The following is a 22,291-nucleotide window of genomic DNA, read 5'->3' as shown; positions in this document are numbered from 1 at the left end:
GACGATTTCATGGTTTTTCGCATTTCCTGACGGAAAACCGCTTCGCACCTTTCCTGAAAAGGCTTGAGGCGCGATATCAAGGACGGTCACCGGTGTAGGCGACGCCGAGCGATGCCAGCGCGTCCCAATAGGCCGGATAGGTCTTGGCGACGCAGCCGGGGTCCTCAATGGCAATGCCGTGGATCTTCAGCCCGGCAAGGGCAAAGCTCATGGCAATGCGGTGGTCGGCAAACGTGTCGATCGACGCCGGCAACGTCTGTCCGGCGAGTCCCGGATCGGAAGAGACGATCAGATCGTCCCCCTCCTCGTGCGCCAGTCCCGGCCGGATGGCGGTCAGGCCCAGCGACAGAGCGCGAACGCGGTCGCATTCCTTTACCCGTAGATTGGCAAGGCCGACGAAACGCACCGGTGTCTCGTTGAATGCGGCAAGAACCGCAATCGTCGGGATCGCGTCCTGCATCTGCGATCCGTCGATGACGGCAGGAAGATGCGGGAACTGGGAGATGACGTCGTGGGCGCGGGCATCGGGCTGCGAAAAAACCGACGCCGGCACGCCGAGGTCGATGGCACCGCCCGTCAGCACTTCCGCCGCCCAGAGATAGGTCGCCGCCGATGCGTCCGGCTCGATAGCGAAATCGGCGGCGCGATAGCCCGTCGGCGCAACCTGCCAGACGGATGGGCTCAATTGCTCGACCTCGGCGCCGAAGGCGCGCATCGCCGCAACGGTCAGATCGATATAGCCACGCGCGCCGATCTCGTCGCCGGCAAGCTCGATGCGGACAGGGCCTTTGGCGCCGGGGGCCGCCATCAGCAGCGCCGACACGTATTGGCTGGAAAGGCCCGCGTCGATTTCGATACGGCCGGCAGGGAAACCGCCCTTGCCGTTGACGGTGACCGGCGGGCAACCTGTTTCCGACGTCACCTCGACGCCAAGCGTACGGAGCGCGTCGACAAGCGGCTTAATCGGACGCTTGCGCATGTGCTGGTCGCCATCGACGACCACCGGGCCGTCGACGAGAGCGGCAGCCGCCGTCAGGAAGCGTGTCGCGGTTCCCGCATTGCCGAGGAACAGCGGTGCCGACGGAGATGCCAGCCGACCGTTTCCGGTAACGACGAATGTGGTGTCGTCCGGCTCATCGACTTGGACGCCCATCGCGCGCAGCGCATCGGCCATATAGCGCGTGTCGTCGCTCTTCAGCGCCCCGGTCAACCGGCTCGTGCCCTTGGCAAGACCCGCAAGAAGCAGCGCCCGATTGGTGATCGACTTCGAACCCGGCGGGCGGACGTGACCGCGCAGGGGATGGTCGGTCGGCAGGATGATCAGCTTCTTCACGGTATCACTCATGCTTAGGTCTCTTGATGCAAATAACGCCGCGCTCTCGGCTTCGGCAGGTCTCATATCATCTGATTGCGGTCTCGGGTAACGTCCCGATCAGAATTTAACTTGCGGCACCGCACGGTCCGCCTCGTTGGCGATCTCGAAATAGCCGGCCTTCACGAAGCGGAACGCGTTGGCTATGAGGTTCGACGGGAAGCTCTCGACCTTGACATTCAGATCGCGCGCCGCGCCGTTGTAATAGCGGCGAGACATCTGGATCTCGCCCTCGATGGTTTCCAGCGAGCGCTGCAGTTCGGCAAAATTCTCGTTGGCCTTCAGATCCGGATAGGCTTCGGCAAGAGCAAAGAGTTTTCCGAGTGCCTGCGACAGGGCCCCTTCGGCCGCCGCCCGTCCCTCGACATCGCCTGATGGCACGGCCTGGGCGCGATTGCGCATCGCGATGACTTCCTCAAGCGTCGACTTCTCGTGCGCGGCATAGCCCTTCACGGTCTCGATCAGGTTGGGGATGAGGTCGGCGCGCCGCTTCAGTTGCACATCGATGCCCGACCAGGCTTCCTCGGCGATCTGCCGCGCCTTGACGAGGCCGTTATAGACGAAAACCAGATACAGGATAACGGCAACGCCGATGGCCAGACCAATCATGGGACACCCTCCAAAAAAGCTCGGCAGAGATTACTGCATAAATTCTTAAATCGGAATCGATTTAGGCGCAAAATTATGCAGCAAGTTTAAAGCGTTACAGCGTCCTTGACCCGCCATGTTCCATGCGCGGCGCTGCAAGATCGGCTCTCCAGCTTCAAAGCTCTTTCTGCAGCATCCGGACGGAGAAAAACACCCCTCCCGAAATGCCGGCCGAAGGCGGTGAACGCTCTGTTCACAGCCGCGGCCCGTCCCAACGTCAAAACACATCGATTCCTGTTCCATCGGGAACGGCGAGGATCCGGATGATGGACGATAGTCGGGATATCGAATAACCCCGAAGACGAAGTGAAGACCATGAAAACGCTCGCAACCCTCACCAACCTAGTCGCCTTTTCGGCGCTGTTCGTTGCCTATGCGAGCGTCACCTCGATCGAAAGGCCCTCAGGCGTCCGCCGCGCGCTGCAGACCTACTCCAGCCAGTCTCACGATGGCGCCTACCCCACACTTGAGCAGATAACGAAGAAGAGCGGATGCCCGCGCGATACCGCTGAAGCCTGACGTCAAGCCATCCGCGCTGCAATCTCGCGCGCCGCTTCGTCGGCGCCAAGGCTGGTGACGTCGAGCTCGACCAGCTGATCGCTTTTTCCCTTCAACAGGACGTGCCGACCCCTAAGATCTATCAGCACCTGCGGATCCGTCAGCTTGTGCGCCTTGGCACGACCGGCACGCGTCAACCGCTTCAGATTTTCCTCCATCGAACAATCGAGAACGACCGCAACGAAACGGGCGCCGCGATCGGCAGCGAGCGTCGCATAATCGTCAAACGCCCGACTGTCGAATGCATCATCCGACAGTGCATCGGTGAAGAGGAAGGATTGCGCGGCATCAGCCCGGCGCACGTGATCGAGCACAGCCGCCCTGACGGTCGCCCGTAGCGACCGATAGAGCGGCGTGCCCCTCGCAAACAGCGCCTCGGCGGGATTGATCAGCGTGTGATTGTCGGCAAGCCTCGCGCCGAGATGGCCGGCGAGATGGCGCGCGATGGTGAGCTTCCCGGTGCCCGGCCAGCCATTGATATGAACGATGAGGCTGGCTGGCTCGGCGATCAAGCGGCGTCCCGGTTGAGGTTCGCGCCGCCGGCGTCGGTCAAGAGGAACGCCTCGCCGCACGCCTTGGCGAGCGTGCGCACGCGCAGAATGTAGCTCTGGCGTTCCGTCACCGAAATCACCCCGCGCGCATCGAGCAGGTTGAAGACGTGGCTCGCCTTGATGCACTGGTCATAGGCAGGGAATACGCACTTGTGCAGCTGGTTGTTGGTGCCGTCGTCAGGCGCGCCGGCGGCCAGCAACGCCTGGCATTCCGTTTCCGCGTCGATGAAGTGCTGGTGCAGCATGGCAGTGTTGGCGTACTCGAAATTGAAGCGGGAATATTCCTGTTCCGCCTGCAGGAAAACGTCGCCATAGCTGATCTTCTCGGCGCCTTCGCGGCCGTTGAAGTTCAAATCGTAGACATTGTCGACGCCCTGGACATACATCGCCAGACGCTCGAGACCATAGGTCAGCTCCCCGGAAACCGGCGAGCATTCGATGCCGCAGACCTGCTGGAAATAGGTGAACTGCGACACTTCCATGCCGTCGCACCAGCATTCCCAGCCGAGGCCCCAGGCGCCGAGCGTCGGGCTTTCCCAATCGTCCTCGACAAAGCGGATGTCGTGCAGCAGCGGATCGAGGCCGATCGCCTCCAGCGAGCCGAGATAGAGCTCCTGCAGGTTGGACGGGTTCGGCTTCAGGATCACCTGATACTGATAGTAGTGCTGAAGACGGTTCGGGTTCTCACCATAGCGGCCGTCGGTCGGGCGGCGGGAAGGCTGAACGTAGGCCGCGCGCCATGGGCGGGGGCCAAGCGCACGCAGCGTCGTTGCCGGATGGAATGTGCCGGCGCCCACTTCCATGTCGTAGGGCTGCAGCACCGCGCAACCCTTGTCGGCCCAATAGTTGTGCAGCGTCAGGATCAGGGCCTGGAACGAGCGCTTGGGGTTCATATGGTCGGGCAGCGAGGCGGTGGTCATGGGGAACGTCCGAATTCTTCATGAAATGAGAGCCGGACAGGTGCCACGCCGGGCGGCAGGGGTCAAGCGCTCAAGGCGACCTGCGTGCACGCAAAAGGGCGCGAAAAATCTCAGTCGTCTTCGCGCTTCAGCCTGTATTCACCGGTCTCGGGATCCTTGACGAGGGTTCCGCTGGCGCCGGTCTGCTGCTCGCGGCGCGTCTGATCGCGTTGACGCGTCAGTTTCTGGGCGTCCGCGATGAACTTGCGGTAACCGATCCATAGAACGAAGCCTGCGATCAGGAGCAGGATAAGCTGCGGCATTTTTCCTCCCTCAAAGCCCGAAACGCGCCCACAATGCCCTTTCCTCCACTGCTTCGGCAAGACCTGCCATCGCAGATGCGGCGATCGGCGCGGCGATATCGCCAGCAATCGAAGCGCCGGCCTGACGGCGCCCGAAAAGACTGCGCGCCGGCTGGATCAGTTCGAGCCGCGCCTTCTCGCCATAACGCTTTTTCACCTCGCCGCGCAGATCGCCAAGGCCATCGATCAGGCCGAGTTCCAATCCCCGTCGGCCCGTCCAGAAAAGACCGGAGAAGACGTCGGGGTGGTCGGCCAGCAATTGGCCGCGGCGAGCCTTCACCATTTGAATGAAGGTGTCGTGGATATCGAGTTGCAGGCTTTTGAGGAACTCGATGTCGCGCTCTTTCTCCGGCTGGAAGGGGTCGAGCATCACCTTGTTTTCGCCGGCAGTGTAGACGCGCCGCTCGACGCCGATCTTCTTCAGCAATTCCGGGAAACCGAAGCCGCCAGAGACCACGCCGATGGAGCCGACGATCGACGTCGGATCGGCAATGATGTCGTCGCCGGCAAGCGCGATCATGTAGCCGCCTGAAGCGGCCACGTCCTCGACGAAGATGAGCACGCGCTTCTTCTTTTCCTGGGCGAGATCACGGATGCGCTGGTAGATCAACCGCGATTGCACCGGAGAGCCACCGGGGGAGTTGATCGAAATTGCAACGGCCGGCGCTTCCTTGACGGCGAAGGCTTTCTCCAGCAGCGGAGCAGCCGATGCGAGGTTGAGCGCCGGGCGAAACTGGCCGCCACCGGCCATAATGGCGCCGTGCAGCCGCACGACAGGGATCGCAATGCCATCCCGCCGAAAACGCTTCGGCATCAGCCTTTTGAAGAACCCAGCCATCTCAACTCCTGCAATACCGACTCTTGTTCCTGCATGTATGCACTGGTCGCCCAAACGCAATGCCGCATACGGTAAATCAGCGGCGCCGATAGGCATCGCGCCCGTTGTTGAGGTCGTCGACATCTCTGGAAAAGCGATGTGCGCCCTCCTCGTGCACGATCAGCGGCGCCCGCAGCACCAGCCGCTTGCGGCTCTGCTTGATCGCGGTGACGAGGATGCGTACGGCGTTTTCACCGATGCGTGGATGCAGCGGCGTTATCTCGATGCCGCCGAAACGACGCCCGCAGGCGGCGATGATATCGGCGATCGATTCCGGCCGGGCGATCAGCGACAATTGCCCACCCGGCTTCGTGATCGCGCCCGCCGTCTTGATCCAGACCTCGAAGAGGTCATCGCTCATCGCGTGCGCCTCAGCCTTCAGGCTATCAGGCGTGCGCCGGTCGGACGCATCGTTGAACGGCGGGTTCATGATCACGTGATCGAAGGCATCATCGGGCAAACCGGCGGCGCGGCGCGCCCGCCCGGCAAGCGAAACGTCGGCCTCGATCACCGAAACCCGCGCGGCGAAACGCCCGTTTTCCGGAAGCGCGAGGCTTCGGCGCGCGAACTCCGCCATAGTCGGCGAGCGCTCCACCAGAACCACGTCGGCCAGATCCAGCCGCGAGGCAACCGCCATGCCGGCGGCACCCGCACCCGCACCAAGATCGGCTACACGGCAGGCACGGTCGGAAGCGACCAACGAGGCGAGCATCATCGCATCCATGCCGGAACGATGACCCTGCCCCAGCGGCTGCACGACATGAAACCTGCCGCGGTGGAACGCGTCGACGGTCTCGGACTCGACAAGCGCGATCTGTCCTTCGCTCATGGCTGATCGTTCCAAATGACTGCCAACACGTCGGCGATCATGCCCGCAACTCCGCTTCCAACCCCGCTTCGACGAGAATGCGGCGCGCGGCATCGGCATCGTCGTCCGGCACCAGGAAACGGCGCGGCAGCAGGCCCAAGGACCCCTCTAGAATACTCATGCCCTGATCGGCGATCAGGCTGTTAATACCGGCGTCCTTCATCAGGCTCTCGGCAAAAGAGAGCAGAACGACGTCGTTGGTGCGGATCAATTCCTTCATCCAGCGGTTTTTCCTGTCCTATTTCAGCAAGCGGGACAATTCGCCTCTTGCCGCACGTGCCCCCCCTTCCTATTGTCGAAAGCGACAATGAAAACAGGAGTCCCGGTGTTGGGCGTAGTGATACCGCTGGAAGACAGCAAAAACAAACAGGCGTCCGTAAAGCCGCTCGTTGACCTGACGTCTCCCGACATGGAACGCGTCAACCAGCTCATCCTGTCGAGGGCCGGCTCCGACGTCCAGATGATTCCCGAGGTTGCCAACCACCTGATCTCGTCGGGTGGCAAGCGCCTGCGGCCGATGCTGACGCTCGCCTCCGCCGCCATGTTCGGCTACGAGGGCGACGCTCACGTCAAGCTCGCCACCAGCGTCGAGTTCATGCACACGGCAACACTGCTGCATGACGATGTCGTGGATGAAAGCGATCTGCGCCGCGGCAAGTCCACCGCCCGCACGATCTGGGGCAACCAGGCAAGCGTTCTTGTCGGCGACTTCCTGCTCGGCCAGGCCTTCCGCATGATGGTCGATGTCGGCTCGCTCGATGCGCTCGACGTGCTTTCGACCGCAGCCTCGGTGATCGCCGAGGGCGAAGTGCTGCAGCTTTCCGTCGCCAAGAACATGGAGACGACCGAAGACGACTATCTCCAGGTCATCCGCGCCAAGACCGCAGCGCTCTTTGCTGCGGCCGCCGAAGTCGGCCCGATCGTCGCCCAGACCAGCAAGTCCGACCGCAATGCGCTAAAATCCTACGGCATGAACCTCGGCCTCGCCTTCCAGCTTGTCGATGACGTGCTTGACTATGGCGGCTCGGCCAGCGACCTCGGCAAGAACGTCGGCGACGATTTCCGTGAAGGCAAGATCACCCTGCCGGTGATCCTGTCCTATCGCCGCGGTACGCCGGAGGATCGCGCCTTCTGGCGTGAGGCGATCGAAGGCGGCGACAGCAGCGATGCGAACCTCGAAAGGGCGCTCGGCCTGATCAAGCGTTATGGCGGCTTGAGCGATACCATCGCCCGCGCCCAGCACTACGGCACGATCGCACGCGATGCCCTGGCACCGCTCCCGGTTTCGCCGTGGAAATCGGCACTGGTAGAGGTCATCGACTTCTGCATCGACCGGGTGAGCTGACGCGACCTTCGGCCGAACCGGGACATCCAAGAGGAATTTCTTGCCGCGTTGCGCCAAAAAAGCCATTCTGTTCCTCAAGAGTTGTGCCGGGCAACACGTGGCTGATTCCAGAACAACCCTCAGTCGTGCGCAAGGCCGAGAGATCGGCAATGAAAGGTTTGACATGCGGCAAAAGACGATCCTCCGCCTTCTGAGCGGCGCTGCACTGATGGCTCTTGCCACCGTCGGCGGCAGCTACCAGGCTTTCGCCGAGGAAAAGGCCGCCGTCGAGGAGACCGAGCCTTTCGACATCACGACCGTCAACACCTTTGCCGGCGCATTCCTTGCCGCCCGCACGGCAGATACGGACCGTGACTTTGCCGCGGCCAACGAACTTTACCGCATCGCCCTGCAGTTCGAGCCGAACAACAACGAAGTCAAGCAGCGCCTGATGATCACGCTGCTGATGGCCGGCAAGTTTGACGAGGGCGCCAAGATTGCCGAGCAGCTGAAGTCCGATCCGGCCGTCGAGCGCATCACTACCGTGATCCGGGCGATCGAGGCGATCCGCAAGCGCGAGTACCGCAACGCGCAGAAACTCCTCAACTACGAGGGGCCGAACGATCTCGACCGGCTGATGAACGGCCTGCTTTCCGCCTGGGCCAAATTCGGGCAGGGCAAGCCCAAGGAAGCGCTGGCGCAGGTCAACGGCCTTGAAGGGCCGGAGTGGTTCCGCGTGTTCAAGAACTACCACGCCGGCGCGATTGCGATCGCTTCCGGCGACAAGGACACCGCACGCGCCAAGCTCAACGACGCTATCCTCGATCGCGAAGGCGGCAGTGCTGCGCCCGACACGTTCATGCGTGCGGTCGAGGCCCTGGCGCGTTTCGAGGCGCGTGAAAACAACAAGCAGAAGGCCCTGGACACGATCGCCGTCGGCGAGAACATGGTCAACAACTACACGCCACTCGAGGCGCTCAGGAAGAATATCGAGGCCGGCATACCTCAGGAGCAGCAGGTCAAGAACGCATCGCAGGGTGCGGCAGCCGTGCTCTTTTCCATCGGCGGCGCGCTCAACCGTGACGGCGCCGAAGACATCGTCTCGCTCTATCTCCAGACGGCCCGTCGTCTCGACCCGGAAAGTGCCGACATCCTGGTTATGCTGGCCGGCATCGCCGAAAACCTCAAGAAGCCGAAGGAAGCAATCGAGCTTTACCAGAGCGTGCCCGAAGCCTCGCCGATGCGCAGGCTTTCCGAGCTGCAGCTCGGCCTCAGCCTTGCCAGCATCGGCAAGGTGGATGAAGCCAAAAAGCACCTGAAGGCGCTGATCGACGTCGATCCGAAGAACATCCGCAACTATCTTGCCTATGGCAGCGTGCTTTCCGATGCCAAGGATTACAAGGAGATGGGCGAGCTTTACGACCGGGCCGTTGACCAGATCGGACCCGTGCCGAAGCGCAGCGACTGGACCGTGTTCTTCCAGCGCGGCATCGCCTATGAGCGTCAGAAGCTTTGGGACAAGGCCGAGCCGAGCTTCCGCAAGGCGCTGGAGCTCAACCCGGACCAGCCGCAGGTGCTGAACTACCTCGGCTATTCCTGGGTCGACATGAACATCAACCTGGAAGAAGGGCTCGACATGATCCGCAAGGCGGTCGAGCTGAAGCCGGATGACGGATACATCGTCGATTCGCTCGGCTGGGCCTACTTCCGCATGAACCGCTTCGACGATGCGGTGGTCGAGCTTGAAAAGGCAGCCGAGCTGATGGCCGGCGATCCGACGATCAACGACCATCTCGGCGATGCCTATTGGCGCGTCGGTCGCAAGCTGGAAGCCGTGTTCCAATGGACGCAGACGCTTGAGCTGAAACCCGAGGAAGCCGAGATCCCGAAGATCAAGGCCAAGATCGAAAACGGTCTGCCGGCGCTGAAGGAAGAGGTTCCGGCCTCCGCCGACGCCAAGGAAACCGCGCCGAAGAAGGTCACCCCGGAAGCACCTGCACCGGACAAGAAGTCCTGATACCAGCATGCCTGAAGGCGAGATCGCGGGCTTCGCGTTAACACGGGCGGCGCCCGCCAAGATCAATCTGGCACTGCATGTCGTCGGCCAACGGGCCGACGGCCACCATCTCCTCGAAAGTCTCGTTACCTTTGCCGATCGGGGCGACCGCATCGGCCTCGCGCCGTCGAGCGAGGACCGGTTCACCCTCTCCGGGCCATTTGCCGCCGAACTTTCAGTGGCGGGCGATGATCAAGGCGGTAATCTCGTGCTCAGGGCGCGGGACCTGCTGCGCCGGACGCTCGCATTAGAGGGCGTCGACACCACCCCGGTCCATATTCATCTCGAAAAGAACCTGCCCATTGCTTCGGGAATCGGTGGCGGATCCGCCGACGCGGCCGCAACACTGCGCGGATTGCTCGATCTTTGGCACGCCCGGATCGACCATCTGCTGCTCGCCACCTTGGCGCTCAAGCTTGGTGCCGACGTGCCGATGTGTCTCGACGGGTGGCCGCTTGTTGCCCGCGGCATCGGCGAGGAGATCACCCCCGCCCCGGAGCTTCCCGCTTTTCCAATCGTGCTGGTCAATCCCCTGGTCGCCGTCTCGACGCCGGTGATCTTCCGGACATTGGAGAAGAAGACCAACCCGCCGCTTGCCATGCCGGCCGGCCCCTTATCCGCCGCTGCCTGGCTTACGGCCATGGCCACCATGCGCAACGACCTGGAGCCGCCGGCGCGCCTGTTGCAGCCTGTTATCGCCGACGTTTCCGGCGCGCTCGCAACGGCCGGCGCCGCGCTGGTTCGGATGTCCGGTTCGGGCGCCACCTGCTTCGGCTTGTTCGATAGCGACGAAAGCGCACAGCACGCTGCACACACTCTTTCTGCCGCCCACCCAGAATGGTACGTTCTCGCCGCAAGAACCGTGGGCAGAGGGAATTAGTATGGCCGGGATCAATGACAATCGCCCCTTCGTCCCCGTCGGCATCGCCATTCTGACAGTCTCCGACACGCGCACGCTGGCCGACGATAAATCCGGCGATACGCTTGAGGCGCGCGTCCGCGACGCCGGCCATCGTCTCGAAGCACGCACGATCGTGCCTGACGATCGCCAAAAGATCCGCGACCAGGTGGAAGCCTGGACGCTTGACGACACGATCGACGTGGTGATCACGACAGGCGGAACCGGCTTTACCGGCCGCGACGTGACGCCCGAGGCGCTCGAGCCGCTGTTCGAGAAACGGATGGATGGCTTCTCGGAAGTCTTTCACCGGATCTCCTACGAGAAGATCGGCACATCGACGATCCAGTCGCGCGCGACCGGCGGCGTCGCCAACGCCACCTTCATCTTCGTCCTGCCGGGTTCGCCAGGGGCCTGCAAGGACGCGTGGGACGGCATTCTCAAGCAGCAGCTCGACTATCGGCACATGCCGTGCAATTTCGTCGAGATCATGCCGCGGCTCGACGAGCATCTGAAACGGGGCTGAGCGGCCAAGTAATCGACAGCTGGCATGCTTTGAAAGATTCCGCGAGACGCGCGGCAATCGATGATCCTGGCCGCACCGTGCCCCAAGCCTGTTCCCTGGGGAACTGGCAAGCACCTGCCGGTCTGCTAAAGCTTCATCCGTCAGCCCGCTTCGAAGGGTCGCAATGAGACCCGAGCAAATCCTTCGAACGGAGCAAAGACGAGCCCATCGCCGATGTCCCCCCGGCGAGGGGAAATCAAACATACGACGCGCGGCTCGCCCGGTCGCTCGGATACGAATTTGCTAGCAAGGATATTTGGTAGCCGCTTGGAGGTGCCGTCCGCAGGACTGGCACCTTTTTTGTTGGCGCCGAACATGCCCTGGAGCGCGTCGCGCTCGTTCAGATCCGCTTGGCGGACCTTACGATGTTGTTCTTTCGAATGTCGTTGCCGCAAACTTCGGCGCAACAGGCTTCAGGCATCCTGCCTGTTGTCGACGGCAACCCAGGCCGGCACCAACTCGGTTGCCAGCTTTCGAACGCTGCGGACATTCGCCATCTCGCTCAGCTGCATCTTCCCGCGTGCGACCGCGAGAGCGTCGCCCTTGCGCACGAGGAAACCAGCCTCCAGCGGCTTCACCCGCCGCGCCAGGCGATGCAGCAGCGGCTTGCGATGCATCCGGGACGGCGAGAAACGGGCTGGCCCCTTGTGAAGGGACACATATTCGACGAGTTCGTCCACCCAGCGGCCGATCGGCCGCGCGCCCGGTTCAAGCAGCATCAACCATTCGCCCCGTGCCGAACGCACGATTTCGCCCAGATCCCAATCGACACAGAAGCGGCAGCCGGCGGCATCGGCGACACGCACCGAGCCATCCTTGGAGCCGTAATCGAGGATGATGACATCGCTGACGAGGCCCTCCACGGCACCCGCCACGAGCACCGATAGCGTCTGCGCCAGTTCAGCCTCGTTATCGCGTGTTTCCATGATGATCGTCAGCATAGCTGTTCCTACCGCATTGCAGCGTAAAATGCTACAACCCTATGGCATGACCACCCTCGTCCGGCTCGTGTTCCGTCCGATGGCTTTCGTTCCGAATACAGGGCGGGTGAATTTTTGTTCTTGAATTGTTCCCGCTTTCGCGTTAGGAAAATAATCAGAACAAAACGGGATCAAACATCTGATCCCTCGGAGATTCCGATGAACGAGCTGTCTCAGATCAGGCAGGGTGCGCTTGCACCCGCCAACACGGCAGAGGTTGCCGAAGCTTTGATGAGCGGAACCGGTCTCAGGATCGAGGTTGATCGCCGCCGCGGACGTGGCGCCGGGCTGAACATGTCGGGCCGGTTCGAACAGCAGGCGCGCGAGGCTTTCGACGACGGCTGGGAGAGCCTGGAGGATCTACCGCCTTTCAAGACCGAAGTGCAGGTGGAAAAGCCGCGCTCGGTCATCAGCCGCAACGATTCTCCTGATATCTCCTTCGACCGCTCGATCAATCCCTATCGCGGCTGTGAGCACGGATGCATCTATTGTTTTGCCCGCCCGACGCACGCCTTTATGGGGCTTTCGGCCGGACTTGATTTCGAGGCGAAACTCTTCGCCAAGCCGGACGCACCGCGCCTGCTGGAACGCGAACTCGCCCGCTCGGACTACAAGGTGCGGCCGATCGCGATCGGCACCAATACCGATCCCTATCAGCCAATCGAAAAGGAATGGCGGATCATGCGCCAGATCCTCGAAGTACTGCAGGCGGCCAACCATCCTGTCATGATCGTGACGAAGTCGGCGATGGTGACGCGCGACATCGACCTGCTTGCCCCCATGGCTGAAAAGGGACTAGCGCGGGTCGGTATTTCGGTAACGACGCTCGACCGGAAGCTGGCGCGCACGATGGAGCCGCGCGCTTCGACGCCGACCAAGCGGCTTGAGGCGATACGCTCGCTCACTGAAGCCGGCATTCCGACCGGTGTCCTGGTCTCCCCGATCATCCCGGCCCTGAACGACCACGAGATAGAGCGGGTGCTGGAAGCTGCGCGGGCAGCAGGTGCGCTGGAGGCGACCTATGTGCTGTTGCGCCTGCCGCTTGAGGTCAGCCCGCTCTTTCGCGACTGGCTGCTGCGCAACTATCCCGACCGCTACCGGCATGTGATGTCGCTCATCCGCTCGATGCGCGGCGGCAAGGATTACGACGCCGAGTTCGGCAAGCGCATGAAGGGTGCCGGGCCCTATGCCTGGCAGATTGGCCGAAGGTTCGAACTTGCGGCCAAACGCCTCGGCCTCAACCTCAACCGCCGACAGCTGCGCGACGACATCTTCGTCCCGCCGCTTGGGACCGGCGTCCAGCTTTCGCTGCTCTAGCGGCAACAAGTCTTGCGTATGTCGCTGGGGACGGAGGTTCTTGGATTGAAGACGTCATGGAGTGGGAGGTGGGCCGGCAGCCCCGATGACCTCATTGGCCGACCGGACAAGGCCGCTGCAACCCCGCGCTTAGGTGTTAGGGCTTGCACCTTTTGATCAATGTCGAGCTGGGTGGCGCAGATGCCACCGGCGCGGGCAAAGGCATGCGTGCCGCGTCATTGCCGGCGCGAGATGACTTTAGTGAATTCCGGCGTCTCCTTTGTGCCTCAGGATGACGCTGGCATACCCCCCGGCTGCTGCCGCACTCAGATCGGGGGACTTGAAGAGAATCGGTCGATCATGCGAGTTTCGCCGCATGTCACATCGCAGATCGACCGATTCTCCCCTTTTCCCGGATCTTCTCCTCGGACCTGATTTCAGCTTCGAACTGGCTGCCAGAAAGGAAGGCGCCTGGCCTGTCGCCGGCGCCGACGAAGCCGGACGCGGACCGCTTGCCGGCCCCGTCGTTGCGGCTGCCGTCATCCTGGATCCCGATGCGATCCCCGAAGGTCTGAACGACAGCAAGAAGCTGAGCGCAGCTCAGCGCGAAAAGCTGTTCGACGAGATCCTGGCAACCGCCACGGTTTCCATCGCCTCTTCCTCTGCCGCGACCATCGATACCATCGACATTCGCAAGGCGAGCCTTGAAGCGATGCGCCGCGCCGTCGACGGTCTGTCGCTTGCGGCCCGCTTCGTCCTGGTCGACGGCCGTGATGTGCCGCCCGGCCTTGGCTGTCACGCCAAGGCGGTGGTCAAGGGCGACGCCCGCTCGCTTTCGATCGCGGCAGCATCGATCGTCGCCAAGGTGACGCGCGACCGCATGATGGAACGTGCCGATGTCGCTCACCCCGGCTACGGCTTTGCGGTCCATGCCGGTTACGCAACAGTGGTGCATCGCAAGGCGATCGATGCCAAAGGCCCCTGCCCGCTGCATCGCATGAGCTTCCGCCCACTGCGCAAGGATTGACGGTCGGCATCGCCGAAGCCCGGCGATCTGGACTGCCGCAGGTACCGGCCTACGACGTGCAAGCGCTCGACACCCGCTTGCAACTGTGCCCCAATCAGGGGCCGGAAGAGCGAGGGGCTACAGCGCCTTGCCTAGTTGTCCGCCGGAGATCTGGAGCGCGTCCCCTGCAGCCGGAGCCGCAGAGAGGCGCTAGCGTTCAGCACTTGCGCCTGCTCGGACGAAAAGCCACTCCCGCACTCTCCTGGCGATGCTTGGAGCGCCGTGCGTTCGGAAGAATGCACCACGGACGCCCGAGCGCTTGTTTTTAGAGCATCTTGTCCGCTTCCGTGATGTCACTTGAAACCGGGATACCCTGGCGAAGTCGTTCAGCCGCGCATTTACCTTCCGCCTGTCACCTTGTCATGCTCCATCGAGCCTACCTGAGGCGAACGCCTTATGCCGGAACCGGGCCCAAACCATAACCCTGGCCCTCCTGCGCCGCCTTCCAGCCCGAACTTTGCTTGCCACAACAATGTGGCCTCGAAAACGAAAAAGCCCCGCACGAGGCGGGGCTTTCAAATCGTAGCTTGCAGCCGAAGCTTAGTTCAGGCGCGACTTGACTTCGCCAAGTGCCTTCTTGAACAGTTCGTTCTGCGCACCAGCGTCGGCCTTGGCAGCAACAACCTTTTCGGCAGCGCTGATGGCCAGATCGACGGCAGCCGAACGAACGGCGTTGATCGCGTCGCTTTCAGCCTGCTTGATCTTCTGCTCCGACAGCGCGGTCCGGCGGGCGACGAATTCTTCCGTCTTCTGCTTGGCTTCAGCGGTCAGCATTTCGGCTTCGCGCTGAGCGGCGGCAACGATGCCGGCCGCTTCCGCTTCGGCGTCCTTGCGCTTGCGCTGGTATTCGGCAACGAGAGCCTGGGCTTCTTCGCGCAGGCGCTTGGCTTCTGCCAGTTCGTTGGTGATCTTGTCGGCGCGGGCGTCAAGCGCCTTGCCCATCATGCCCGGAACCTTGAGATAGGCAATCAGGACGAAGAACAGGATCAAGCCGACGAGGGCATAGAAGGTCGCATCAAGATGCATGGTTCAGTGCTCCTCAGTTACCCGATGCCTTGACGGCAGCGACGATCTCAGCCTTGGTGACGGTGCCACCGATGAGCTGCTTGACGACAGCGGTTGCAGTTTCCTCGGCGATTGCGCCGACGTCTGCAAGTGCCTTGGTCTTGATATCGGCGATACGGTCTTCCGCAGCGGCGATCTTCTTGGAAAGATCGGCCTCGACAGCGTTGCGGTCGGCGACAGCCTTGGACTTGGCGGCTTCACGCGCACCGTCGGCAATCTGATGACCCTTGGCCTTGGCGGTTGCCAATTCCTGCTCATAGGATGCGATGGCAGCGTCAGCTTCGCCCTTAAGGCGCGACGCTTCGTCGAGATCCTGAGCGATCCGGTCGTGACGGGTTTCCAGAATTCCGCCGATGCGCGGAATGATGACCTTCGACATCAGGAGATAGAAGAGGCCAAACGTGATCGCGAGCCAAAGCAGCTGCGATGCGAAATGGGTCGAATCAAAGGGCGGGAACACGCCGGAGCCAGCCTCGCCTTCGTGGGCCACACCCGTTTCGGTGTGCACCTCACCGGCCGCAGCGGCATCGTGTGCTTCGGCGCCTTCAGTGGTGGTTGACTGCTGGGCATAGGCCGCGGTCACAAACATGCTCACCTCCAGGTGCACTCAAGAATATGCGCGGCCGCGACCCTTTACGGGTCGCGGCCGAAACTCCAGCCGTTATTAGACGGCGAAGAGGAGGAGCAGGGCTACGAGCAGCGAGAAGATGCCCAGAGCTTCCGTAACGGCGAAGCCGAATACGAGGCGGCCGAACTGGCCGTCAGCAGCCGACGGGTTGCGCAGCGCGCCAGAGAGGTAGCTGCCGAAGATGTTGCCGAGGCCGAGAGCCGTGCCGGCCATACCGAGGCAAGCCAGACCTGCGCCGATGTACTTTGCTGCTTCCGCTTCCATGATTGAACTCCTTCGAATGGTGTTGCGGCTTAGGATTGCGCTTCCGGCGGAGGACCGGCCGGAAGCAAGCGACTGTATTCCTTAGTGGCTTCCGGGATGGACAGCGTCGTTGAGGTACATGCAGGTCAGTACCGCGAAGACATAGGCCTGGAGGAAGCAGACGAGGAATTCAAGACCGGTGATAGCGACGGTCATGATGAGCGGCAGGATCGCACCACCGATACCGAGCGCACCAAGCGCGCTCAGGGAGGTAACGAAGCCAGCGAAAACCTTCAGCGTGATGTGGCCGGCCAACATGTTGGCGAAGAGACGGACCGAAAGGCTGATGGGACGGGAAAGGAACGAGATGATTTCGATCGACACGACCAGCGGCAGAAGCACCCCCGGCACGCCGTGTGGCACGAAGAGCTTCAGGAAGCCAAAACCATGCTTGTAGAAACCATAGAACAGCACCGTGCCGATGACGAAGAGCGCCAAGGCGAAGGTGACGATGATCTGGCTGGTGATGGTGAAGAAATAAGGGAACATGCCGAGCAGGTTCGCCGTCAGGATGAACATGAACAGCGAGAACACCATCGGGAAGAACTTCATGCCGCCGTTGCCAGCGCCTTCGCGCAGCATGGAAGCGATGAATTCATAGGACATTTCCGAAACCGACTGCAGGCGCGTCGGGACCAGCCCGCGCTGCGATGTCGTCAGGTAGAGGAAACCGGCCGCAGCACCCACGGTCGCAACCATGAACAGCGACGCGTTGGTGAAGGAAAAGTCAATTCCGCCAATCTCGATCGGGACAATCTTGTTGACCAGGAACTGGTGGGTCGGATCGTTTGACACCGTGCTTCTCTTTCGTTCTGCCCGCCTTTAGAGCGGATACCGTGTTTTCCGGGCGACGCCTCAGGCGCCATCTCCGTCCGTCTTGTCATTTCCCGAACTGCGCTTTACCGAGTCGAGTGTTGCCACCATCCCAGCCGAACGCAGTACATTCAACACACCGGCGCAAAAGCCAAGGAGCAGGAAAATGATCATGCCCCACGGCCCTGTACCCGCAAAGTGGTCCAAAAGATAGCCCAGAAACGCCCCAACCACGATGCCAGCGATGAACTCGCTGGAGAGCTTCATTGCCGCCGCATAGCCTTTGCGGCTTTCGGCGGCTCTGGCCTCGGCACCATCCGGCTGACTGGGTCGCTTGGACTCAATCTTTTCGCCGAGCTGCTTCAGCCGCGCTTCCAGACTTTCCTCGGGTTTCTCCGTCACGTGGCTCTCCCATTGTTACCCTACACGGTCACGACCGTGATTTCGGTCACACCAAAGGCTGCTGTTCAAGCCACGTTTCAGCCCCATTTGAAGTCGCGCGCAACATAGTTTTAGGCATTCGCATAGTCAAGGCGTGCTCAGCGCTTCGACGTGGACAATATTTCGCAATGATTTCATCATCTTGACCGCGTCCCGCGCCCGCGGCTGGCAGACAAAGGCAGGAATCGGCAGATCGCGGGCCAGAATCTCCGGCCCGCGATCAATGCTCCAAACGCTGCAGGATGAAGGCCGACTGGCGTCAGCTCCAGCCGCCGCCATAGGTCCGGTAGAAGATGTGCAGGCCGATCTTGCCGACCCGCTTCATCGTCTTCGCCCAGGCGGGGTTGACGTAGGTGGCGTGGTAGTGGGTCGCCGAGCCGACTTCCGGCAGCCAGATCTTGCCGGCGGTGACGGCCATCGCGACATCCTTGGCTTCATTCCAGTGCGACCTCGAATAGACCAGGTCGCGGATCATGTCGCAGGCGAAGGAAAATTGGCAGCGGTTGCGCCAGGCCTTGTTCTGATAGACGACGCCGCAGATCGTCTTCGGATAGGTCGGATTGCGCACACGGTTGAGAATCACCTGCGCGACGGCCGCCTGCCCCTTCAGGGGTTCGCTGCGCGCCTCGAAATAGATGCCTTCGGCAAGGCAGGTCTGCTCTTCCTTGCTGAAGACCTCAGCTGGAAGGGGGGTCGCGGCCCAGGCATGATCTTCCGGGGCGATGTCGGGAATGAAGCGCCCGGCGTTCTTGTCTTCTCTCAGGATCGAATCGAAGGGCGATTCACGCGCATAGTCCGGCTCGGGCCGGACATAGGCAGTCGCAAGAATGTCGGGCTTGTCGTTGGTCACAAGCTTGGCCAGCATCGGCGAGAGGCCGGGCTCGATCTTCGGCGGCTTCTTCTTGTAGAAGGCCGTGGCGATCTCGATCTCCTTGCCTTTGATCTTCGGCTTGGCAAAGACCATCTTTTCGGCGCCCTCGAAACCGGGCTCCATCAGTGAACTCGTGCGCTGCAGGATCGAGCCGGCGGTGAAATCCTTCGGCGGCGTGACGGGGGTGACGGCGACGATACGGCCCTTCTTGCCCCGGCGGTTGACGCGGTCTTCGTCCGGCGTGCCGGCGTGCTTGCTTTCCGCGGTCAACGCGACGCGGCTGCCATCGGGAAGTTCGATACCGGCCCCGCCATCGAGCGCGCTCGTCGTGATCGGGTCGGCAAAGACCATCTCGACGTCGTGGATCGATCCCGCCGGCGACGGCGTCATGTACATCCGCCAGCGTTCGCCGCCACGATTTATACCGGAGAGGAAGGTCGCCAGGTCGGAATAGGCGGCGACCGTGGGGAAGCCGATATAGACCGCTAGTCCGATGAGAGCCGGAGCCAGCCAGGCGGAGACGTTCACACGAGATTCGCGACGCAGTTTTTGACTCTTACGCACCAACCCACTCCACGCAACGCTGATCGAAGGCACGGCGCTGCCCTCGCCGGCGATGGGCCAGCGGACAGATTCCGCGCGGGGACGCTAGGACAATGAAGCTGCCGGACGCATGGCCGGCAACGCTTCGTTCGAGCCTTGAAAATGAAGCATTAACCTTGATGTTTGGTTAATGCGTGTTCACTGAAAGACAGTGGTGGCGGACTTTTGACCCGCCAGCGGCTTTCGCAATCGGTGACGTTAGATGATGACGTGCGAGCCGAGTTCGACAACGCGGTTGGTCGGCAGGCGGAAATAGTCGGAAGGGTCGATCGCCGCGTTGGCAAGCGCGATGAACAGGCGGTCCTGCCAATGCGGCATGCCCGACTGCGCGTCCGGAACGAGCTTGCGCCTTCCGAGATAGAACGACGTCGACATGATGTCGAACTTCAGCCCAGACTTGCGGAACAGGCCAAGCGCCTGCGAGACGTTCTGCGTCTCCATGAAGCCGAAGCGCATTTCGAGCAGGGTGAAACGCTCCGACAGCGGCTGTACGCTGACGCGTTCTGTCTTGGGAACCTTCGGCGTGTTGGCGGTGCGGATCGTCAGAATGAAGTTCTGCTGATGCAGCACGTGATTGTGCTTGATGTTGTGCAGCAGGGCCGCCGGTGTCGATTCCGGGTCGCTGGTCAGGAACACCGCGGTGCCGGGTACAGAAACCGGGGCGTGCTCGCTCTTGCGCTCAATGGACTTGACGAAGCTTGCCAGCGGAATGTCGATATGCCGGGTCTTGGCATGGAGGATTTCGGTACCGCGCTTCCAGGTCCACATGATGACGATGAAAGTGGCGGCGATCAGCACGGGCACGTAGCCGCCATCGTGGATCTTCAGCATGTTGGCACCGAGGAACACGAACTCCAGTGCAAACAGCGGCAAAAGCACGGCGCCGGCCCAAAGCGCCGACCAGTTCCAGCGCGCGCGCAGGAACTCGAAGGAGAGAACTGTCGTCACCACCATCGCGCCGGTCACCGAGATGCCGTAGGCGGTGGCAAGCGATTCCGACGAGCCGAAGACGAAGACCAGCGCCATGACGCCGAACATCAGCAGGGTGTTGACGTTGGGCAGATAGATCTGGCCGGTATGGGTTTCCGAAGTGTGGAAGATCGCCATGCGCGGCAGGAAGCCGAGGTGGATCGCCTGCCGCGTCAGCGAAAACGCACCGGTTATCACCGCCTGGCTGGCAATGATCGTCGCGAACGTCGCGAGGATGACGACTGGCAGCAGCGCCCATTTCGGGAACATCAGGAAGAACGGGTCCGACATCGCCTCGGGGTTTTTCAGGACGAAAGCGCCCTGGCCGAGATAGTTGAGTGTCAGTGCCGGAAAGACCACCAGGAACCAGGCCCACTGGATCGGGCGGCGGCCGAAATGGCCAAGGTCCGCATAGAGCGCCTCCGCGCCGGTCACCGTCAGGAAAACGGCGCCGAGCACGATGATGCCGACATAGCCCTCATTGAACATGAAGCTGGCGGCATAATAGGGATTGAAGGCCTTGAAGATCGACAGGTCGTCGGAAATGTGGATGACGCCGATACCGCCCATGACCAGGAACCAGACGAGCGTGATCGGGCCGAAGAAGTTGGAGACGGCTGCCGTTCCCTTCGACTGCACCGCAAACATCAGCAATAGAATGACGACGGCAATGGGGACGACGTAGTCCGACAGCGCCGGGGTCACGAGCTTCAGACCCTCGACGGCCGAAAGCACGGATAGGGCCGGCGTGATCATCGCATCGCCAATAAAGAGTGCGGCACCGGCAATGCCCATGAAGAACAGGATCGCCGTGTGGCCATTCCCGGTCTTCATCAACAGCGCCAGCAGCGAGAGCGTGCCGCCCTCCCCCTGGTTGTCGGCGCGCAGCAGAAACAGCACATATTTGATGGTGACGATGATCGTCAGGGTCCAGATCATCAGCGAGATCAGACCAATGATTTCGACATCGGTCACGCCGTCGTGGGACACCGGGCGCAGCGCTTCGCGAAACGCGTAGAGCGGGCTGGTGCCGATATCGCCGTAGACCACGCCGATGGAGCCGAGGCCGAGGACGAGCAGCCGGCGCAGGTCTTTCGACCCTTGTGTGGAAGGGGCATGCGATTGGGTCATGCGTGTCCTACTGGCTGTTAGAGCCAGCCTTTCCAGCGAAAGAAGAAAAAGGGTATCACGGCGGATATCACCATGGCGGCCAGCGCGAAGGGATAGCCGAGCTGCCATTCGAGTTCCGGCATCACGCGAAAGTTCATGCCGTAGACGGAAGCGACCAGCGTTGGCGGCAACAATACCACCGAAGCGATCGAGAAGATCTTGATGATGGCATTCTGCTCGACATTGATGAGGCCGAGCGAGGCGTCGAGCAAAAAGGTGATGTTGCCGGAGATGAACGAGGCATGCTCCGACAATGTCTGGATGTCGCGCGAGATCGAGCGGCAGAGTTCGCGGCTGTCCTTGTCCGCCTGGACTTCGGGAACGGTGTAGACGAAGGTCAAAAGGCGCGAGAGCGAGGCAAGACTGTCGCGGGTCTTGGCGACCAGACGGTGATGACCGGCCACGTCGCGCAGGCGCGCCTCGAGGAAGTGCGGCGGCCGGCGCTTGACGACCGCCTTGTCGCCAAAGACCTGCAGCGACAGATCGTCGATCTTGCCGACGGCCTGCTCGAGGATTTCGGCTGTGCGGTCGGCGATCGTTTCGAGCAGCCGCGTCAACATCACGACGCCGTTCGGGCAGCCGCCGGGAATCCGGTGCATCGCCGCCTTGAAGAGGGCGAAAGCGCGTGGTTCGGCGTAGCGAATGGTCACCAGCCGTCCGCCATGCAGGATGAAGGCAACGTCAGTCAGATCTGGAATATCGGTTTCGGAGCGGTAGACCAGCGACGCCGTCATGAAAACCGCATCAGCCTCGGAATAGAGCCGGCTCGACGGCTCGATGTCCTTCAGGTCCTCGCGTGTCGGAATGGAGATGCCCAGGAGCTTCTCCATCATCAGATCCTCGGATTTGCTCGGCTCGACGAGATCGACCCAGACGATGTCGGGACGCAGCGCAACCGGCTCGTCCGCCACCGACAGGGAGACGATCTCTCCGTTGGAGCAATAGCCCGTGATCATTCAGGCGCCCTTCCCGCGGCTGCGGTCCCGGGTGGAGATGCGAGCCCGCGCGAAAGTGAGCAACCGCATTGGCGCCACATTATTCCCACTATCGAAATCCATCGGATGAAGCGTTCCCAGTCAGGACAAAATCCTCAACTCGGTCATCGCGG

The 22,291-nt window shown here is 61.8% G+C and carries 24 protein-coding genes; 7 read left to right on the top strand and 17 right to left on the bottom strand.

All coding sequences use genetic code 11. The annotated features are described in order from the left end of the window. Positions 1–76: 76 nt before the first annotated feature. Together LPJGGPFB_RS06085 and LPJGGPFB_RS06080 are read right to left on the bottom strand one after the other, a co-directional pair. Positions 77–1,345 (bottom strand): 3-phosphoshikimate 1-carboxyvinyltransferase, encoded by a 1,269-nt coding sequence (locus LPJGGPFB_RS06085; RefSeq protein WP_173419177.1) that lies wholly within the window; start codon positions 1,343–1,345, stop codon positions 77–79. A gap of 87 nt (positions 1,346–1,432) precedes the next feature. Continuing rightward, positions 1,433–1,981, bottom strand: coding sequence for a LemA family protein (locus tag LPJGGPFB_RS06080; protein WP_077504170.1), 549 nt, complete (start codon positions 1,979–1,981; stop codon positions 1,433–1,435). Positions 1,982–2,335: 354 nt separating this feature from the next. Here LPJGGPFB_RS06080 and LPJGGPFB_RS06075 point away from each other — a divergent pair, with 354 nt between their 5' ends. Next, on the top strand, positions 2,336–2,539 hold the full coding sequence (locus LPJGGPFB_RS06075) for a hypothetical protein (protein WP_173419176.1): 204 nt from the start codon (positions 2,336–2,338) through the stop codon (positions 2,537–2,539). Positions 2,540–2,541: 2 nt separating this feature from the next. Here the strand turns inward: LPJGGPFB_RS06075 and LPJGGPFB_RS06070 are convergent, their stop codons facing one another. The 6 genes from LPJGGPFB_RS06070 to LPJGGPFB_RS06045 all read right to left on the bottom strand — a co-directional run bounded on the left by LPJGGPFB_RS06070 (position 2,542) and on the right by LPJGGPFB_RS06045 (position 6,355). Then, a complete protein-coding gene (locus tag LPJGGPFB_RS06070; RefSeq protein WP_173419175.1) occupies positions 2,542–3,090 on the bottom strand; it encodes an AAA family ATPase in 549 nt (182 codons plus the stop codon). After that, on the bottom strand, positions 3,087–4,049 hold the full coding sequence (locus LPJGGPFB_RS06065) for a glycine--tRNA ligase subunit alpha (protein WP_173419174.1): 963 nt from the start codon (positions 4,047–4,049) through the stop codon (positions 3,087–3,089). Before LPJGGPFB_RS06065 ends, LPJGGPFB_RS06070 begins: the two co-directional genes overlap by 4 nt. A 110-nt stretch (positions 4,050–4,159) precedes the next feature. After that, positions 4,160–4,351 (bottom strand): membrane protein, encoded by a 192-nt coding sequence (locus LPJGGPFB_RS06060; RefSeq protein WP_025426113.1) that lies wholly within the window; start codon positions 4,349–4,351, stop codon positions 4,160–4,162. A gap of 10 nt (positions 4,352–4,361) precedes the next feature. Further along, complete coding sequence (locus LPJGGPFB_RS06055; RefSeq protein WP_173419173.1) at positions 4,362–5,228, bottom strand: S49 family peptidase; 867 nt, start codon at positions 5,226–5,228, stop codon at positions 4,362–4,364. 76 nt (positions 5,229–5,304) lie between these two features. Beyond that, positions 5,305–6,096: a tRNA1(Val) (adenine(37)-N6)-methyltransferase gene (locus LPJGGPFB_RS06050; RefSeq protein WP_173419172.1), complete on the bottom strand. Its 792-nt coding sequence runs from the start codon at positions 6,094–6,096 to the stop codon at positions 5,305–5,307. Between the two features lie 37 nt (positions 6,097–6,133). Next, positions 6,134–6,355 (bottom strand): putative signal transducing protein, encoded by a 222-nt coding sequence (locus LPJGGPFB_RS06045; RefSeq protein ID WP_025426110.1) that lies wholly within the window; start codon positions 6,353–6,355, stop codon positions 6,134–6,136. Positions 6,356–6,463: 108 nt separating this feature from the next. On the opposite strand from LPJGGPFB_RS06045, the gene LPJGGPFB_RS06040 reads away from it, so the two are divergent. The 4 genes from LPJGGPFB_RS06040 (at position 6,464) to moaB (ending at position 10,939) form a co-directional block, all read left to right on the top strand. Next, complete coding sequence (locus tag LPJGGPFB_RS06040) at positions 6,464–7,480, top strand: polyprenyl synthetase family protein (protein WP_173420959.1); 1,017 nt, start codon at positions 6,464–6,466, stop codon at positions 7,478–7,480. Positions 7,481–7,643: 163 nt separating this feature from the next. Further along, entirely contained in the window at positions 7,644–9,476 is a 1,833-nt protein-coding gene (locus LPJGGPFB_RS06035) for a tetratricopeptide repeat protein (RefSeq protein WP_173419171.1), read from the top strand. Positions 9,477–9,483: 7 nt separating this feature from the next. Continuing rightward, the gene (locus tag LPJGGPFB_RS06030) at positions 9,484–10,395 is read left to right on the top strand and encodes a 4-(cytidine 5'-diphospho)-2-C-methyl-D-erythritol kinase (RefSeq protein WP_173419170.1); all 912 of its coding nucleotides are present in this window, start codon (positions 9,484–9,486) and stop codon (positions 10,393–10,395) included. A 1-nt stretch (position 10,396) separates the two neighbouring features. Then, positions 10,397–10,939 (top strand): molybdenum cofactor biosynthesis protein B, encoded by a 543-nt coding sequence (gene moaB / locus LPJGGPFB_RS06025; protein WP_173419169.1) that lies wholly within the window; start codon positions 10,397–10,399, stop codon positions 10,937–10,939. A 452-nt stretch (positions 10,940–11,391) separates the two neighbouring features. Here the strand turns inward: moaB and LPJGGPFB_RS06020 are convergent, their stop codons facing one another. Next, positions 11,392–11,919, bottom strand: coding sequence for a glycosyltransferase family protein (locus LPJGGPFB_RS06020; protein ID WP_173419168.1), 528 nt, complete (start codon positions 11,917–11,919; stop codon positions 11,392–11,394). Between the two features lie 198 nt (positions 11,920–12,117). Here LPJGGPFB_RS06020 and LPJGGPFB_RS06015 point away from each other — a divergent pair, with 198 nt between their 5' ends. Together LPJGGPFB_RS06015 and LPJGGPFB_RS06010 are read left to right on the top strand one after the other, a co-directional pair. Beyond that, positions 12,118–13,275 carry a PA0069 family radical SAM protein gene (locus LPJGGPFB_RS06015; protein WP_173419167.1) on the top strand — a complete coding sequence of 386 codons (1,158 nt, stop codon included), beginning with the start codon at positions 12,118–12,120 and terminating at the stop codon, positions 13,273–13,275. 355 nt (positions 13,276–13,630) lie between these two features. Then, positions 13,631–14,281: a ribonuclease HII gene (locus LPJGGPFB_RS06010; RefSeq protein WP_173419166.1), complete on the top strand. Its 651-nt coding sequence runs from the start codon at positions 13,631–13,633 to the stop codon at positions 14,279–14,281. A gap of 579 nt (positions 14,282–14,860) precedes the next feature. Here LPJGGPFB_RS06010 and LPJGGPFB_RS06005 read toward each other — a convergent pair. From LPJGGPFB_RS06005 to LPJGGPFB_RS05970, 8 genes are all read right to left on the bottom strand, one after another. Continuing rightward, a complete protein-coding gene (locus LPJGGPFB_RS06005; protein ID WP_112808705.1) occupies positions 14,861–15,346 on the bottom strand; it encodes a F0F1 ATP synthase subunit B in 486 nt (161 codons plus the stop codon). 13 nt (positions 15,347–15,359) lie between these two features. Further along, a complete protein-coding gene (locus tag LPJGGPFB_RS06000; protein WP_173419165.1) occupies positions 15,360–15,974 on the bottom strand; it encodes a F0F1 ATP synthase subunit B in 615 nt (204 codons plus the stop codon). A gap of 75 nt (positions 15,975–16,049) precedes the next feature. After that, on the bottom strand, positions 16,050–16,277 hold the full coding sequence (locus tag LPJGGPFB_RS05995; protein ID WP_025426100.1) for a F0F1 ATP synthase subunit C: 228 nt from the start codon (positions 16,275–16,277) through the stop codon (positions 16,050–16,052). An 81-nt stretch (positions 16,278–16,358) separates the two neighbouring features. Continuing rightward, positions 16,359–17,111 carry a F0F1 ATP synthase subunit A gene (locus LPJGGPFB_RS05990; protein ID WP_173419164.1) on the bottom strand — a complete coding sequence of 251 codons (753 nt, stop codon included), beginning with the start codon at positions 17,109–17,111 and terminating at the stop codon, positions 16,359–16,361. 60 nt (positions 17,112–17,171) lie between these two features. Then, entirely contained in the window at positions 17,172–17,531 is a 360-nt protein-coding gene (locus LPJGGPFB_RS05985; RefSeq protein ID WP_077504188.1) for an AtpZ/AtpI family protein, read from the bottom strand. Positions 17,532–17,829: 298 nt separating this feature from the next. Continuing rightward, a complete protein-coding gene (locus LPJGGPFB_RS05980; RefSeq protein WP_173419163.1) occupies positions 17,830–19,005 on the bottom strand; it encodes a cell wall hydrolase in 1,176 nt (391 codons plus the stop codon). 237 nt (positions 19,006–19,242) lie between these two features. Further along, positions 19,243–21,144, bottom strand: a complete 1,902-nt coding sequence (locus LPJGGPFB_RS05975) for a potassium transporter Kup (protein WP_173419162.1) — start codon at positions 21,142–21,144, stop codon at positions 19,243–19,245. Between the two features lie 17 nt (positions 21,145–21,161). Continuing rightward, a complete protein-coding gene (locus tag LPJGGPFB_RS05970) occupies positions 21,162–22,139 on the bottom strand; it encodes a magnesium transporter CorA family protein (RefSeq protein ID WP_173419161.1) in 978 nt (325 codons plus the stop codon). Positions 22,140–22,291: the final 152 nt, after the last annotated feature.

Source organism: Ensifer adhaerens, from assembly GCF_013283195.1.
GTDB classification, from domain to species: domain Bacteria; phylum Pseudomonadota; class Alphaproteobacteria; order Rhizobiales; family Rhizobiaceae; genus Ensifer; species Ensifer adhaerens_G.
This window is presented reverse-complemented; position numbering and strand designations above follow the sequence as displayed.

Bases quoted from the DNA above. Each gene is read 5' to 3' on its own strand.
- LPJGGPFB_RS06045 (WP_025426110.1), bottom strand. From the start codon at position 6,355: ATGAAGGAATTGATCCGCACCAACGACGTCGTTCTGCTCTCTTTTGCC.
- LPJGGPFB_RS06080 (WP_077504170.1), bottom strand. From the start codon at position 1,981: ATGATTGGTCTGGCCATCGGCGTTGCCGTTATCCTGTATCTGGTTTTC.
- moaB (WP_173419169.1), top strand. From the start codon at position 10,397: ATGGCCGGGATCAATGACAATCGCCCCTTCGTCCCCGTCGGCATCGCC.
- LPJGGPFB_RS06035 (WP_173419171.1), top strand. From the start codon at position 7,644: ATGCGGCAAAAGACGATCCTCCGCCTTCTGAGCGGCGCTGCACTGATG.
- LPJGGPFB_RS06030 (WP_173419170.1), top strand. From the start codon at position 9,484: ATGCCTGAAGGCGAGATCGCGGGCTTCGCGTTAACACGGGCGGCGCCC.
- LPJGGPFB_RS05970 (WP_173419161.1), bottom strand. From the start codon at position 22,139: ATGATCACGGGCTATTGCTCCAACGGAGAGATCGTCTCCCTGTCGGTG.
- LPJGGPFB_RS06055 (WP_173419173.1), bottom strand. From the start codon at position 5,228: ATGGCTGGGTTCTTCAAAAGGCTGATGCCGAAGCGTTTTCGGCGGGAT.
- LPJGGPFB_RS06075 (WP_173419176.1), top strand. From the start codon at position 2,336: ATGAAAACGCTCGCAACCCTCACCAACCTAGTCGCCTTTTCGGCGCTG.
- LPJGGPFB_RS06000 (WP_173419165.1), bottom strand. From the start codon at position 15,974: ATGTTTGTGACCGCGGCCTATGCCCAGCAGTCAACCACCACTGAAGGC.
- LPJGGPFB_RS06020 (WP_173419168.1), bottom strand. From the start codon at position 11,919: ATGCTGACGATCATCATGGAAACACGCGATAACGAGGCTGAACTGGCG.
- LPJGGPFB_RS05975 (WP_173419162.1), bottom strand. From the start codon at position 21,144: ATGACCCAATCGCATGCCCCTTCCACACAAGGGTCGAAAGACCTGCGC.
- LPJGGPFB_RS06065 (WP_173419174.1), bottom strand. From the start codon at position 4,049: ATGACCACCGCCTCGCTGCCCGACCATATGAACCCCAAGCGCTCGTTC.
- LPJGGPFB_RS05995 (WP_025426100.1), bottom strand. From the start codon at position 16,277: ATGGAAGCGGAAGCAGCAAAGTACATCGGCGCAGGTCTGGCTTGCCTC.
- LPJGGPFB_RS06050 (WP_173419172.1), bottom strand. From the start codon at position 6,096: ATGAGCGAAGGACAGATCGCGCTTGTCGAGTCCGAGACCGTCGACGCG.
- LPJGGPFB_RS06085 (WP_173419177.1), bottom strand. From the start codon at position 1,345: ATGAGTGATACCGTGAAGAAGCTGATCATCCTGCCGACCGACCATCCC.
- LPJGGPFB_RS06005 (WP_112808705.1), bottom strand. From the start codon at position 15,346: ATGCATCTTGATGCGACCTTCTATGCCCTCGTCGGCTTGATCCTGTTC.
- LPJGGPFB_RS06060 (WP_025426113.1), bottom strand. From the start codon at position 4,351: ATGCCGCAGCTTATCCTGCTCCTGATCGCAGGCTTCGTTCTATGGATC.
- LPJGGPFB_RS06010 (WP_173419166.1), top strand. From the start codon at position 13,631: ATGTCACATCGCAGATCGACCGATTCTCCCCTTTTCCCGGATCTTCTC.
- LPJGGPFB_RS06015 (WP_173419167.1), top strand. From the start codon at position 12,118: ATGAACGAGCTGTCTCAGATCAGGCAGGGTGCGCTTGCACCCGCCAAC.